This window comes from Nocardiopsis sp. NPDC006832 (assembly GCF_040635885.1).
GTDB lineage: Bacteria > Actinomycetota > Actinomycetes > Streptosporangiales > Streptosporangiaceae > Nocardiopsis.
In genome coordinates this window covers 1-13,716 of the sequence record NZ_JBEYLC010000066.1, presented here as the reverse complement: position 1 = coordinate 13,716, position 13,716 = coordinate 1, and the positions used below count along the sequence as shown (strand labels likewise).

General features: G+C 68.0%; 11 protein-coding genes and 1 pseudogene. 7 read left to right on the top strand and 5 right to left on the bottom strand.

The annotated features are described in order from the left end of the window. Positions 1–37 precede the first annotated feature (37 nt). On the bottom strand, positions 38–1,249 hold the full coding sequence (locus ABZ717_RS24030; protein WP_358514247.1) for an acetyl-CoA C-acetyltransferase: 1,212 nt from the start codon (positions 1,247–1,249) through the stop codon (positions 38–40). 245 nt (positions 1,250–1,494) lie between these two features. Between ABZ717_RS24030 and ABZ717_RS24025 the strand changes: the two genes are divergently transcribed. Beyond that, positions 1,495–3,324 carry an AMP-dependent synthetase/ligase gene (locus ABZ717_RS24025; RefSeq protein ID WP_358514245.1) on the top strand — a complete coding sequence of 610 codons (1,830 nt, stop codon included), beginning with the start codon at positions 1,495–1,497 and terminating at the stop codon, positions 3,322–3,324. Between the two features lie 132 nt (positions 3,325–3,456). Here the strand turns inward: ABZ717_RS24025 and ABZ717_RS24020 are convergent, their stop codons facing one another. Together ABZ717_RS24020 and ABZ717_RS24015 are read right to left on the bottom strand one after the other, a co-directional pair. Further along, positions 3,457–4,443, bottom strand: coding sequence for a nitronate monooxygenase family protein (locus ABZ717_RS24020; RefSeq protein ID WP_358514243.1), 987 nt, complete (start codon positions 4,441–4,443; stop codon positions 3,457–3,459). A 9-nt stretch (positions 4,444–4,452) separates the two neighbouring features. After that, positions 4,453–5,595, bottom strand: a complete 1,143-nt coding sequence (locus ABZ717_RS24015; protein WP_358514241.1) for an acyl-CoA dehydrogenase family protein — start codon at positions 5,593–5,595, stop codon at positions 4,453–4,455. Positions 5,596–5,824: 229 nt separating this feature from the next. Here ABZ717_RS24015 and ABZ717_RS24010 point away from each other — a divergent pair, with 229 nt between their 5' ends. After that, positions 5,825–6,448, top strand: a complete 624-nt coding sequence (locus tag ABZ717_RS24010) for a helix-turn-helix domain-containing protein (protein ID WP_358514239.1) — start codon at positions 5,825–5,827, stop codon at positions 6,446–6,448. Between the two features lie 59 nt (positions 6,449–6,507). Here the strand turns inward: ABZ717_RS24010 and ABZ717_RS24005 are convergent, their stop codons facing one another. Both ABZ717_RS24005 and ABZ717_RS24000 read right to left on the bottom strand, forming a co-directional pair. Beyond that, positions 6,508–7,563, bottom strand: coding sequence for an ADP-ribosylglycohydrolase family protein (locus ABZ717_RS24005; RefSeq protein WP_358514237.1), 1,056 nt, complete (start codon positions 7,561–7,563; stop codon positions 6,508–6,510). Continuing rightward, positions 7,553–8,551, bottom strand: coding sequence for an ADP-ribosylglycohydrolase family protein (locus tag ABZ717_RS24000; protein ID WP_358514235.1), 999 nt, complete (start codon positions 8,549–8,551; stop codon positions 7,553–7,555). Before ABZ717_RS24000 ends, ABZ717_RS24005 begins: the two co-directional genes overlap by 11 nt. Before the next feature lie 163 nt (positions 8,552–8,714). On the opposite strand from ABZ717_RS24000, the gene ABZ717_RS23995 reads away from it, so the two are divergent. The 5 genes and pseudogenes from ABZ717_RS23995 to ABZ717_RS23975 all read left to right on the top strand — a co-directional run. Beyond that, positions 8,715–9,722 carry a LacI family DNA-binding transcriptional regulator gene (locus ABZ717_RS23995; protein ID WP_358514233.1) on the top strand — a complete coding sequence of 336 codons (1,008 nt, stop codon included), beginning with the start codon at positions 8,715–8,717 and terminating at the stop codon, positions 9,720–9,722. Positions 9,723–9,741: 19 nt separating this feature from the next. Continuing rightward, complete coding sequence (locus ABZ717_RS23990; protein ID WP_358514231.1) at positions 9,742–11,097, top strand: ABC transporter substrate-binding protein; 1,356 nt, start codon at positions 9,742–9,744, stop codon at positions 11,095–11,097. Between the two features lie 25 nt (positions 11,098–11,122). Continuing rightward, positions 11,123–12,061 (top strand): sugar ABC transporter permease, encoded by a 939-nt coding sequence (locus ABZ717_RS23985; RefSeq protein WP_358514229.1) that lies wholly within the window; start codon positions 11,123–11,125, stop codon positions 12,059–12,061. 41 nt (positions 12,062–12,102) lie between these two features. Next, on the top strand, positions 12,103–12,930 hold the full coding sequence (locus ABZ717_RS23980; protein WP_358514227.1) for a carbohydrate ABC transporter permease: 828 nt from the start codon (positions 12,103–12,105) through the stop codon (positions 12,928–12,930). Between the two features lie 183 nt (positions 12,931–13,113). Further along, positions 13,114–13,716 (top strand): annotated as a pseudogene (locus ABZ717_RS23975) (sensor histidine kinase); the annotation flags it as partial.

Sequence of the window (13,716 nt, the reverse complement as noted above, 5' to 3'; positions counted from 1 at the left end):
CGCTGTTTCCTTTCGACATCGTGTTCGGGGGAGGGGGTCAAACGCGTTCGATGACCGAGGCGATCCCCATGCCACCGCCCACGCACAGGCTCACCACGGCGCGTCGGGCGTCGCGACGCTCCAGTTCGTCCACGACGGTGCCGACGAGCATCGCCCCGGTCGCGCCGAGCGGGTGACCCATGGCGATCGCGCCGCCGTTGACGTTGACCTTCTCCCAGGGAAGATCGAGGTCCTTGACGTACTTCAGGACGACCGAGGCGAAGGCCTCGTTGATCTCGAACAGGTCGATGTCGTCCACCGTCGACCCGGCCAGGGCGAGGGCCTTGCGAGTGGCCGGCGCCGGGCCGGTGAGCATGATCGTCGGGTCGGCGCCGCTGACCACGCCGCTCACGATCCGGGCGCGGGGGCGGAGCCCGAGGTCCTCGCCCACCTGTTCGGAGCCGATCAGGGTCAGCGCCGCGCCGTCCACGATCCCCGAGGAGTTACCCGGGGTGTGCACGTGGTCGATGCTTTCGACCCAGTGGTACTTCTGCAGTGCCACGTCGTCGAAGCCGCCCATGTCGCCGATGCCCGCGAAGGCGGGCGTCAACGCGCCGAGGGTCTCCAACGTCGTGTCGGCGCGCATGTGCTCGTCCTGGCCCAGCAGCGGGACCCCGTTGCGGTCCCGGACCGGGATCACCGACTTGGCGAAGTGGCCGCCGGTCCAGGCCTGGGCGGCCCGTTCCTGCGAACGCACCGCGTAGGCGTCGACGTCGTCCCGGGAGAAGCCCTCGATGGTGGCGATCAGGTCGGCGCCGATGCCCTGGGGGACGAAGTATGTGTCGTAGTTGGTCTCGGGATCGTCGCTCATGGGACCGCCGTCGCTGCCCATGGGCACCCGCGACATGGATTCCACGCCGCCGGCGATCACCAGCTGTTCCCAGCCGGAACGGACCTTCTGCGCGGCCGTGTTCACCGCTTCGAGGCCGGAGGCGCAGAACCGGTTGAGCTGGACCCCGGCGACGTGGTCGGGCAGACCGGCCTTCAAGGCGGCGGTCTTGGCGATGTCCATTCCTTGGTCGCCCACGGGCGAGACCACGCCGAGGACGACGTCGTCGATCCGCTCGGGGTCCAGTTCGGGGTGGCGTGCTCGTAGTTCGTCGAGCAGTCCGGTGACCAGGGACAGGGGTTTGACCTGGTGGAGGGAGCCCTTCTTGCCCCGGCCCCGGGGCGTCCGGATCGCGTCGTAGATGTATGCCTCGGTCGTCACGTGAGTGGCGTCCTTTCCTCCGAGGGCGGACCTCGGCCCGTGTGTTCGGCTCCACCCATGATCGTCCTTGTTGTCCCGATGTCAATAGGTGCTAAGGCTGAGATTGCACCGTTCTTACGCGCCAAAGGTAGATATGGGCGATCCGACGGATGGATCTCAAAGAACTATTGACATGTGGGCAATAACGATACAGCGTGGTGTCGGTCACAACATGTCCTGGCGGCTCACGACGAAGGGAACGATCCGTGACGACCGCGAACGAGGTGCGGCAAGCCGTTGAGGGACAGACGATCCCCCGATTGCTGCGCCGTAACGCCCAGAGCTTTCCCGACCGTCCCGCCCTCACCGGCGGCCTCGACCCCGACTCCCCGGTGTGGACCTGGTCGCGTCTGCGCGACGAGGTCGCGACCCTCGCGAGGGGGCTCACCAAGCTCGGTCTGCTCCCCGCGGACCGCGTGCTGATCTCGATGTCCAAACGGCCCGAGCACTGGGTCACCGACCTGGCCGCGATCCACCTCGGCGCCCTCGCCTGTAGTACCTACGACACCCTCAGCACCGAGCAGATCCGCTACATCGCGCACCACAGCGCCGCCACCATGGTGGTCCTGGAGGGGGCCGAACAGATGCGGCGCTGGGAGCCGATCCTCGACGAGCTTCCGCACCTGCGCTCGATCATCGTCCTCGACAAGGACCTGATCCGCCCCGACGACGCGCGCTTCGTCGGCTACGACGCCCTGCGCGGCGACGACCTGCTCAGCGCGGACAGCCCCGAGTTCGAGGAGATGACCGACGCGGTCGACACCGACGACCCGTTGGCACTCGTCTACACCTCGGGCACCACCGGCGACCCCAAGGGCGTCGTCCTGTCCCACCGCAACGCCGTCCACGAGTCCCTGATGCAGGACCACCTCGTCAAGGTGCCCGACCACCCCCGCTCGGTGGCCTACCTGCCGTTGGCGCACATCGCCGAACGCGTGCTCGGTATCTACATGCCGATCTGCAACGCCGGGCACGTCACCATCTGCGCGGACCAGGCCGACTTCCTACGGGCGTTGCGGACGGTCCGCCCGAACGGCTTCTTCGGCGTGCCCCGCGTGTGGGAGAAGCTGGCCATGGGTCTCAAGGCCAAGCTCGCCCAACTCCCGCCGGAGGCCGCCGCGGCGGTGCGACAGGCCGGCGAGGGCGCGGTTCAGGTCTTCCGGCTCCGGTCCGAGGGCCGGGAGGTGCCCGCGGAGCTCGCCGAGCGGGTTCGAGGGCTCGACGACCAGGTGTTGAAACCGATCCGGGCCGCCATCGGCCTCGACGAGTGTCACCGGGCCTTCAGTGGCGCCGCGCCCATCCCCACACCGGTCCTGGAGTTCCTCGCGAGCCTCGGTCTTTCCGTGTACGAGGTGTGGGGCCTGAGCGAGACCACCGGGGCCGCGACCGTGAGCACACCCGAGGCCTTCGAACTGGGCGCGGTCGGCAGGCCGGGCCCGGGGGTGGAGGTGACCGTCGCCGAGGACGGCGAACTCCTCGTGCGCGGGCCCGTGGTCTTCCCCGGATACCTGGACGGTGACGGGAACATCGTGTCCGACACCGACGAGGACGGATGGTTGGCCACCGGTGACATCGGTGTGGTCAACGAGAGGGGCATCGTCGCCGTCACCGACCGTAAGAAGGAGATCATCATCACCTCGGGGGGCAAGAACATCGCCCCCACCAAGATCGAGTCCTCCCTGCGCTCGCACCCCCTCATCGCGCAGGCGGTGGCGATCGGGGACACCCGTCCCTACGTCACCGCGCTCATCGTCCTCGACGAGGAGGGTGCGCCGGCCTGGGCCGCCGCCCAGGGGATCGAGTTCGCGGACCTGGACGAACTGGCGGGCCACCCCGAGGTGGCCAAGGCGCTCGACGAGACGGTCGCACAGGCCAACTCGGTGCTCGCCCAGGTCGAACAGGTCAAGAAGTACAAGGTCCTGGGTGGACCGTGGACCGCCGAGTCCGGTGAGCTGACCCCCAAGCTGAGCCTGAAGCGCAGGGTCGTCTCGGAGCGCTACGCCGACGTGATCGACGAGCTCTATCGGACCACCTGAACGGGTGCGGCCGACCGTCCCCCTTCCGCGCCAGGGGGACTCCTCCCGTCGGTCGCACCTCCCTGAAAAAGAGGGGGCCGGGTGACCGATCGAACGGTCACCCGGCCCCTCCATGTTGACGGGACACGGGCCTCACACGGGGGAGTCGGACCGGTGCAGGGAGGGAAGACGCCGGGAGATCAGCTCCTCGGCCTCGGCCACGATGCGGTCGACGACCTCTCCGACGGTCGGGATGTCCTCGATCAGGCCCTGGGCCAGACCCACGCTCCAGATCCCGGCCTCGACGTCACCGTCCTCGAACACCTTGCGCCCGCGGGCCCCGGAGACCAGGTCCCGGACGTCGGGGAAGGTGCCCCCATCGGCCAGGATCTCGACGACCTTCCGGCTGACCGAGTTGCTCGCCACCCGCGCCGTGTTGCGCAGGGAACGGAAGATCAGTTCGGTCTGCACCTCGCTGCCGGCGACGATCTGTTCCTTGACCCTCTGGTGCACCGGGGACTCGGCCGTGCACAGGAACCGGCTGCCCATGTTGACGCCGTCGGCGCCCAGGGCCAGGGCCGCGGTCAGCCCGGCACCGTCCACGAAACCGCCGGAGGCGATCATGGGGATCGACAACCTCCTCGCCGCGGCGGGGATGAGGACGAGCCCGGGGATGTCGTCCTCACCCGGGTGACCGGCGCACTCGAACCCGTCGACGCTCACCGCGTCGACGCCGATCCGCTCGGCCTTGATCGCGTGCCGCACGCTGGTGCACTTGTGCAGCACCTTGACCCCGGCCTCGCGGAATCGCGGCATGTGTTCGGCCGGGTTGAAACCGGCCGTCTCCACGATCTTGACGCCGCTCTCGATGATCGCCTGACGGTACTCGTCGTAGGGGGGAGGGTTGATGGAGGGGAGGATGGTGAGGTTGACGCCGAACGGCCTGTCGGTCATCTCCCGACAGCGCCGGATCTCCTGGGTCAGTGCCTCCGGGGTCGGTTGGGTCAGCGCGGTCAGGAACCCGAGCGCGCCGGATTCGGCCACGGCCGCGACGAGCCCGGCCCGTCCCACCCACTGCATGCCGCCCTGGGCGATCGGGTGCTCGATCCCGAAGGTCTCGGTGAATCGGGTCGTCAGCATCGGTGCGCCTCACAGCCCGTAGGTCTTGCCGATGATGTCCCGCTGGATCTCGCTCGTGCCCCCGTACACGGTGGAGACCACGGTCGAGCGCAGCAGCGACTCCATTCCGTACTCGGTGGCGTATCCGTAGCCGCCCAGCATCTGCATGCCCTCCAGGGTCACGTGCTTGGCCAGTTCGGTGCACTTGAGCTTGGCCATGGAGGCCTCGCGCGCGAAGACGCGGTCGGGTTCGGCGTCGATGGCGGCGGCGACGTCGTCCAGCAGGAGCCGGGCGCATTCGAGTTCGGTGGCCATGTCCGCGATGCGGTGTTTGAGCGCCTGGAAGGATCCGATCGGTCGACCGAACTGCTCGCGCCGACTCACGTAGTCCAGGGTGTCGTCGAAGGCCCGACGCGCGGTGCCGAGCGTGAGGGCGGCCAGGATCATGCGCTCCAGGTTCAGTCCGGACATGAGCTGGGCCCAGGCCTGGCCCCGCGCGCCGACCACGGCCGAGTCCGGCACGAAGCAGTCGGTGAAGTAGAGGTCGTTGACCTCACGGCCGCCCATGGTGTCGATGCCGCTGATCTTCAGACCCTCGGTGTCGGTCGGCACCATGAACTGGGTCAGGCCCTGGTGCTTGGAGCCCTCGCCGGAGGTGCGGGCGACGAGCAGGATGTGGTCGGAGATGTGCGCGTTGGAGCACCAGGTCTTTTGACCGTTGACCACGTACCCGCCTTCGGTGCGCTCGGCCTTGCAGACCAGGGCGCCGACGTCGGAGCCGGCGCCGGGCTCCGACATGGAGATGGCCTCGACCCGGCCCCGCACGACGCCTTCGAGGACCTTGCGCTTCTGTTCCTCGGTGCCGAACTTCTCGTAGGTCGCGGCGGCGATGATGGTGGTGCCGAAACCGCTGATCGGGGCCCGGCCGTAGGCGGTCTCCTCAAGGAAGAGGCACAGGTCCGTCATACCGAGACCCGAGCCTCCGTACTCCTCGGGCAGGGAGATGCCCAACCAGCCCAGGTCGGCCATCTTGTCGTAGACGGCCTGGCTGTGCGGTTCCCGTCCGTGGTCGGTGAGCGCGTCGCGCTGGTCCTTGGTGCCGAATTCGTTCTGGCAGAACCGGTTGATCGACTCGACCAGGTCCTTTTGCTCGTCGGTCAGGACTCGTGGCATGCCGGGCCTTCCTTCTGCGTTGGATCCGAGAACTCCGATCATTGTCCTCAAGTTATTGTCGGTGTGTCAATAGTGCTGGAAGGTCATCCATGGAAGGCTGATCGGGTAAGATTCCAGCGTTCGTTACGGTTCAGATCAGTGAACTCCGGGTAGGGCCGGCCGGTGCGTCGGAGGCACTTTTGCGGCCGGTATTAGCGCCCCGTCAACCCGGGGGAAGGGGTGGAAGGCCATGGGACCTCCCATGCAACGGCGGCGACTCGAACCGGATCAGAGGCGTTCGGAGATCCTCACCGTGGCCCGCAGACTGTTCGGTGAGCGGACGTACTCGGCCGTCTCGGTCTCCGAGATCGCCCAGGAGGCGGGGGCCGCGCGGGGACTGGTCAACCACTACTTCGGTGGCAAACGACAGCTGTACCTCGAAGTCGTGCGGCAGATGCTGTTGGTGCCGCACTCGGTGGCGGAGAACCTGCCCCGGACCACGATCGAGGAACGGATCTCGATCTGCGTGGACCGCTGGTTGGACTTTGTCGAACGCAACGCGGAGATGTGGCTGTCGGCCATCGGCTCCGAGGCCATCGGGCAGGACCGCGACACCGAGGAGATCATGCTCGAAGCCGATGAGGTGGCCACCGACCACCTTCTCCAGGCCGCCATGATGACCGACGTGGTCGAGGGGCGGGAGAAGCTACGCGCGATGGTCCGCGCCTACGGGAGCATGCTCAAGGCCGCTTCCAGGGAGTGGTTGGTGCGGGACGCGCTCAGCCGTGCGGACCTGCACGTCATGCTGACCAAGACGATTCTCCACCTGTTGCGGAGCGTCTTTCCCGCCGTGCGCGAGGACGCGTCCGTTTGATGGGCCGACCGACGGCCACGGCGGATCGACCGCGTGGCCGCCGGAATCGCGGGACCGGGTCAGCGCGTGGGCGCGCCCAGGTGTTCCGTACTCGTACGAGGCGTCACCAGCCGGTCCGCCAGCTCGGTCAGGCGTTGTCCGGCCACCCGTGGCAGGAGGACCCCTTCGACCAGGTCGACGTGGTCTCGCCAGGTGTCGGGGACCGCGTCGTCGCCACCGGTCGCTCCGCACAGGGCTCCCACCATCGCGGGCAGGCTGTCGGACTGGCGTGGGAACAGGGCCGCGGTCTGTAGACCGGACGTGAGGTCACCTTCGACCAGGCGTGTGATGGCGAAGGCGAGCGGAAGGGTCTCGGGTGCCACGCCACCGTGGCTGTAACCGGGACGTCCGAAGGCGTCGATCAGGCTCGGGACCGTCGCGAACACGCCTTCCGCTCGGTCGGGAACGATGGCCGCGGCGCGTTCGATGCCGCGGCGCAGCCAGCTGTCGTCCGGAACGGTGCGCTCGGCCTCCGACAGGGCCGTGACGAGGTGCTCTCCGGCGGCCAGGGCGGCGATGGCGTGCGCCATCGCACCCGCCGCCCACACGCCGTCACGGTCGTGCGTGATGCGTGCGTACTCCGTTGCCGTCTCGGAGGCCTTCCGGGTGTCACCGGAGTGGAACAGACCGACGGACACCGCCGCCGGTACCGCCCCGTCGTCCCAGTAGACCGGGTTGTCGGTTCCCGTCACCGGCGGGACCCGGCCTTCGAGGGCGTGGAGGACCGCACCCCGCTCGGCGATCCCGCACCAGACGTCCTCGGTGTCCACGTAGTGCGTGCGCCACTCCTGGAACAGCGACCGCAGGTCGTGCGCACCGGCTTCCAACAGGACGAGCGCGGCGGTGGCGGCGGTCTCGGTGTCGTCGGTCCCGCACAGCGGGTTGAGCTCGGTGTGCCCCGGAACGAAGGGCAGGAGGGGGCGGGAGATCTGTTGACGGTCCAGGTCGACGTTCTTCTCCCACAGCACACCGCGACCCCAACCGGCGCGGGCGTGACGGTGGTACTCCGCGGGCAGGCCCAGGGCATCGCCCATCGCCAGGCCGAGCAGGGCGCCGCGAGCGTTCTCAGGTCGCATTCTCGTACTCCTCGTTCCCCTGGGAAACCTCGTACAGGGCGTCGGCCAGGTCCACCAGGTCGGTGCCGGCGGTCGCGGTCACACAGACTCCGGAGACCTGCCTGACCTTGGTCCGCCACTCTCGGGGGATGGCGGTCTCACCGTGCATTGCTCCGGCCATGGCCCCCGCCATGGCCGCGATCGTGTCCGAGTCCCGGCCGATGTTGACGGCGCTCACCACGCTGGGGACGAAGGCGCCCCGGGCCGCGGCGAAGAGCCCGAAGGCCAGGGCCACCGCCTCGGGGGCGCTGTCGGGCCAGGGGTAGTGGAAGAGCGGGATCCGACGGTAGAGTTCCCGCTCCGCTTCGGCCATGCTGGAAGCATGGGACGCCACGTCCAGGGCCTGCCGAAGGAGCCTGGCGGTCCAAGTGTCCTCGGCCACCGCGGCGAGGCCGGCGGCGATGACCTCGGTGTGGTCGTCGGTCACCAGAGCGCGCGCCACGGCCGCGGCGATGGCCTGTGCCCCGTAGATCCCGTCCGCGGCATGACTGACCTGGGCGTCCTCGCGGGCGAGTCGGGCCGCCTCCGCCGGATCACCGGCGCACAGGACACCGATGGGCGCCACCCTCATGGCCGCGCCATCGCTCCACGATTCGTGGTTGTCGTTGCCGCTCACAGGCGGGGCGACCCCGGCGCGGAGATTGGCGATGGCGCCCATCTCGCTGAAGCCGGCCCCGTGGAACCCCCCGTTCTGCGTCAGCACGGCCCGTGTCCATACGGCCGCGACGTCGTTCGAGGTCAACCGGCGACCGTGGGCGAGCAGCCCTTGGGCGCACAACACCGCGTACTCGGTGTCATCGGTTCCCGAGGCCTGGGTGTGGAGAAATCCCTCGACACGTCCGTGTGCGGCGTGGATGGCCTCCGGGGTCATGCCCTCGGTGGGCGCCCCCATGGCGTCGCCGACGGCCAACCCCAACAGTGCCCCTCGGCACCGGTCACGCGTGACCATCGGAGTCCTCTCACATCGTTTTGCATAAGCCGAACCAGGATGGCACGAGCTCAGAGCAGGAGCAAAAGGGAACATCGGTGGTTTGTTTGACAGTTCGGAGTGATTTCGACACCATGAGGCTCGGAAATTTGCAAGACGTTTTGCATGCGTCGAAGTGGGGACGATGAGCAAGGAACACCGCGTCGGCATCGCCGATGTCGCAGCCGCCGCCGCGGTGAGCGTCACGACCGTCTCCCACGTTCTGAGCGGTCGCAGGCCGGTGAGTGAACGCACCAAGGCCAAAGTGCTAAGGGTCATCGAGGAACTGGGGTACCGCCCCGACCCCTCGGCCCGGGGACTGCGCACCGGTCGTAGTCACGCGGTCGCCCTGGTCGTCTCCGACGTCACCAACCCGTTCTATCCGCTGATGGCGGCGGGGCTGCAGGAGGTTCTACAGCCCGAGGGGTTCCTGATCTCGGTCTGTGTGGCCCAGGGGACCACCCAGGACCTGGACTCGGTGATCGGTCACCTGCTGAACCGCAGGGTCGACGGTGTCGTCCTGGCGTCGTTGAACGCGCAGGACCGCCACTTCAACGACATCACCGCCGCAGGGACCGCGCTGGTGCGACTCAGCGGCGAACTGGACCCGCGCTTCGGTGACATCGTGCGCGCCGACGACACCGGTGGTATGGCCGATGTGGTCGCACACCTGCTGGAGCGCGGCTACCGCAGGATCGGGTTGGTCAACGGCGAACTCGACAGTGCGCCCGGGCGACTGCGCCTGGCCGGCTACCACCGGGCCCTTCGCGAGTTCGGCCTGGACGTGGACGAGGACCTCATCGTCACGGGGTCCTTCACACGCACCGGGGGGGCGAGCGGTTCGCACGCGTTGTTGAACCTGGAGCCGAGGCCCGAGGCCCTGGTCTGCGGAAACGACCTGATGGCCGTCGGTGCCATGGACGCGATCCGCGAGAGGGGACTGACCGTCCCCGGCGACGTCGCCGTCACCGGCTACGACGACATCGAGGCCGCCTCACTGGTGACGCCGCGACTCACCACCGTGCACAACCCCGCCTTTGAGATAGGTCGGGCTTGTGCGCGTCTCCTCCTCGACCGCCTATCCGGCACCCCCAGTGAAGGCGTGCGCGAGGTCGTGCTCCCCCAAAAACTCATCGTCCGTGAATCGACCTGACGACCCCAAAAGGACCCCCGTGACCTACCAACTTCCCCGCCGTGACATGTTCAAGCTGGCGGGAGGAGCGTTCGCCGGCGCCTGGCTCCTGTCGGGCTGCGGAAACTCTGGGGGCGGTTCCTCTTCCGGTGTCGAGTACTGGGGTGCCTTCCCCACGCCCGAGACCGAGGAGTACTTCCGCTCCCAGTTCATCGATACCTTCAACGAGTCCAGCGGGCACTCGGTGAGCATGTCGACCAAGCAGCTCACCGACCTGGCCTCGCTCACCGACACCGCCGTCTCCTCCGGAAACGCCCCGGACATCATCTACTCGCCCGGCCCCTCCACCTCGGTCAACTACGCTCAGGGCCTCAAGACCCTCGAACTGGACGACTACGCGACCGAGTACGGGTGGGAGGACCGCCTGCTGCCCTGGGCCATGCAGCTGAGCCGGGTGGACGACCGCCTCCACTCCGTCCCCACCAGCTACGGCTCCATGGTCCTGTACTACAACCGGGCCGTCTTCGAGGACAACGGCTGGACGCCTCCCACGACCAAGGCCGAGTTCGAGGACCTCTGCGAGGACGCCGACTCCAAGGGCATGATCCCGGTCGGCGCGGGCAACAGCGGCTACCCCGCTCAGAGCGAGTGGTACCTGACCTGCCTGCTCAACGCCGGACTGGGACCGCGCTTCCTGTACGACGTGCTCACCGGTCACCGCGACTGGTCCGACCCGGTCGTGGTCGACCTCTTCAAGTCGATGAAGTCGCAGCTGGACAAGGGATGGTGGGGCGGCGGTGCCGACCGTTACTTCACCAACACCGACCCCGACATGTGCACCGGACTGGCCACCGGTGACGTGGCGATGTACATGAGCGGTACCTGGAGCTTCAGCTCCATGGGGAGTTTCTTCACCGACTCGGGCAACGACCCCGAGGACTGGGACTGGGCGCCGCTGCCCTCCCTGGCCGACGACGTCGACCCGGGTGTGTTCCCCCTCGCTATCGGAACCGCGCTGTCGATCGACTCCGCCAGTTCCGACCCCGACGCCGCGGCTGCGTTCCTGGACCACATCATGGGCGACACCACCCGTTCCCTGGAGTACCTGGCCGTGCAGGGGGAGAACCCGCCCCCGGTCGCCTACGAGGCCTCCGACTTCCCCGAGGACACCGACCCCAGGGTCCAGCGCCTGTACGAGGAGATCCCCGCGTCGACCAACATCGGCTACGCGAGCTGGACCTTCCTCCCGCCCGAGACCAACACCGCGCTGTACACCGAGTTCGACAAGGTCATCACCGGTGACATGTCGCCCGAGGAGTACACGGAGATCCTGGACTCGACCTTCCACCAGGAACTCGGTTCGGGCGCCTCCCCCGCCCCGTTCACGCCCCAGTAGACAGGGAACGGAAACCACCCACCGGATGTCCACCACCACTCTCGTGGCCGGCGGGGGAACAGCCACATCGCGTCCCTCGCCGGCCCGCACCAACAGGCGTCGCCGCCTGACCGGGTTCCTGTTCCTGGCGCCTTTGTTGATCGTCAACGTCCTGGTGATCGCCGGACCGGCGCTGACCTCGGTGGCGTACTCGTTCACCGACTGGGACGGGATCAACACCCCGTCCTTCGTCGGGTGGGAGAACTACGCCGCGTTGGCCGGGGACGAAGCCTTCGTCAACGCGCTCGGCCACAACCTGTTGTGGACGTTGTTCTTCCTCACGGTGCCCATGAGCATGGGCCTGTTGGGCGCCTACCTGCTCAGCCGTATCCGCCGGGGGCGGCTCCTCTTCCAGACCCTGTTCTTCATTCCGTACGTGGTGGCCACGGTCGTCTCGGCGGCCGTGTGGCGGCAGATCCTCAGCCCGACGGCCGGGATCATCCCCGTCCTGGATTCCTTCGGGGTGCCGGGGATGGACGGCCTCAACCCGCTCGGTGACCCGGAACTGGCGCTGGGCGCCATCGCCCTCATCAACAACTGGCAGTGGTGGGGCTTCCTGGTCATGCTCTTCCTGGCGGCCATGCAGTCGGTCAACCCGGCCCTGTACGAGGCGGCCCGGCTGGACGGGGCGGGACGCTGGCGCGAGTTCTGGCACGTCACCCTGCCGGGCATCAGGCCGACCCTGGTCTTTCTGCTGCTGATGACCATCATCTGGTCGTTCCTGGTCTTCGACTACGTCTACATCCTCACCCAGGGCGGCCCCGCCGGTTCCACGGACATGCTGAGCACCCTGCTCTACCGAACGGCGTTCGGTGAGGGCCGCGCCGGTCACGCCTCCGCCGTAGGCGTCGTCATGGCCCTGATCAGTGCCACCACCATCGCCGGTTACCTCGTGCTCCGGCGCCGACTGCGCTGGGAGGTGTGATGACGTCCGTATCGGAACGGCGCGCGCCGCGAAGGCGACGCGTGACCTCCTCCCGGGGAGGTGGGCCGCTCGTCTACCTGGTTCTCGTACTACTGGCCCTGTACGCCATCGGCCCGATCCTGGTCCTGCTCTTCAGCTCGCTGAAGAACCCGGCCGAGATCAGCACCAACCCGATGGGGCCGCCCGCCGAGGCGATGTGGGACAACTTCCTCACCGCCTGGCAGAACGCGAACATGGCGGCGGGCCTGTCCAACAGCCTGGTCATCGTGCTCGCCACGGCGACCGGGGTGTGCCTGATCTCCGGAATGGCCGCCTACGCCATGGTCCGGTTGGACATCCCGGCCCCCGGCGCGCTCACGATGTACCTCCTGGTGGTGACGGCGCTGCCCATCCAGCTCTTCCTCGTTCCGCTGGTGAACTGGTGGACGCGGTTGGGCCTGTACGACACGCAGATCGGGCTCATCCTGATCTACTGGGCGATCTACAGCCCGTTCAGCACCCTGCTGCTCAGGTCGTACCTCATTGCCATCCCGCCCGACTACGAGGCGGCAGCCCGCATGGACGGGGCGGGGGAGGCGACGGTGTTCTTCCGCATCGTGCTGCCCCTCATCTGGCCCGGTGTGATCACCGCCGGCCTGGTCGCCGCGCTCCAGGCCTACAACGAGTTCCTCCTCGCGGTCACCTTCATCCAGGACAACGAGGCCCTCCCGGTGTCGATCTCGTTGTACTCCTTCCAGCAGGGCTTCACCGTCAACTACGCCCTGGTGAGCGCGGCCGGGATCATCATGATCCTGCCCGTACTGGTGTTGTTCCTGGTCCTACAACGTCGTTTCGTGGAGGGCTACGCCTCCACCGGCATGGCGAACTGACCATCAGGGGCGGCCCTCGGGCCGTCCGATCCGCGGATCGAGAGGCGGCCACCGTCCTGGGCCGTCGTCTCGGCCGACTGGGGGGGGATCCGGGGCCCGGATGGCGCACCATCCGGGCCCCGAACCCGTACACGATCGAGCACGGGGCGGGGACCTCTTATACTCGGGCCGATGATGGGGCGCATGAGCGAGCGGACGGACCGGGTCAAGGCGCTGGCGCGGCGGAACGGGATGTGGTGGTGGAACCGTCGGTTGCGCATCGCCGACTGGTGTTTCGCCCTGTTCACGCTGCCCTTCAGCGGGGTGGCGATGCTGGTCGGGATCACCGGGGAACTGGGTCTGCTCTCCACACCGCTCACGGACTTCCTCTCCTCGTTCGCGGGAGAGCGCTGGTGGTTGCTGGGCCTGGGTGCGCTGTGCTTCGTGGTGCCCGGGGTCCTGGCCTCGCTGACGATGTTGTGGCGGCGCAGTGCCCCGAGGTGGCTGTTGCTGGCCGGGCTGCTGATGTTGGCGCTGTACGGCAACCCGATCCCGCTGATGGTGGGTCTGTACTCCTACCCGGCCCACTTCGACGACCGCAGGGTTCTCGCCCTTTGGTTCACGCTGGGCTGTGTGGCCCACGGGGTCGTCTTCCACGCCACGGTGGCCCAATACGTGATGACCGGGGTCTTCGTCTTCGCCATGCCCACGGTCGCCGGTTTGTGGATCGGTACGCGGCGTGAGTTGGTGGAGCGGTTGCGTGAGCGTGCGGAGCGGTTGGAGCGTGAGCAGCACATGATGGCCGAG

What these genes read in the sequence shown, in the direction of transcription:
- ABZ717_RS24020 (WP_358514243.1), bottom strand. Translation starts at nt 4,443, where the DNA reads ATGCTGACGACCCGATTCACCGAGACCTTCGGGATCGAGCACCCGATC.
- ABZ717_RS24015 (WP_358514241.1), bottom strand. Translation starts at nt 5,595, where the DNA reads ATGCCACGAGTCCTGACCGACGAGCAAAAGGACCTGGTCGAGTCGATC.
- ABZ717_RS24010 (WP_358514239.1), top strand. Translation starts at nt 5,825, where the DNA reads ATGGGACCTCCCATGCAACGGCGGCGACTCGAACCGGATCAGAGGCGT.
- ABZ717_RS24005 (WP_358514237.1), bottom strand. Translation starts at nt 7,563, where the DNA reads ATGCGACCTGAGAACGCTCGCGGCGCCCTGCTCGGCCTGGCGATGGGC.
- ABZ717_RS24000 (WP_358514235.1), bottom strand. Translation starts at nt 8,551, where the DNA reads ATGGTCACGCGTGACCGGTGCCGAGGGGCACTGTTGGGGTTGGCCGTC.
- ABZ717_RS23995 (WP_358514233.1), top strand. Translation starts at nt 8,715, where the DNA reads ATGAGCAAGGAACACCGCGTCGGCATCGCCGATGTCGCAGCCGCCGCC.
- ABZ717_RS23985 (WP_358514229.1), top strand. Translation starts at nt 11,123, where the DNA reads ATGTCCACCACCACTCTCGTGGCCGGCGGGGGAACAGCCACATCGCGT.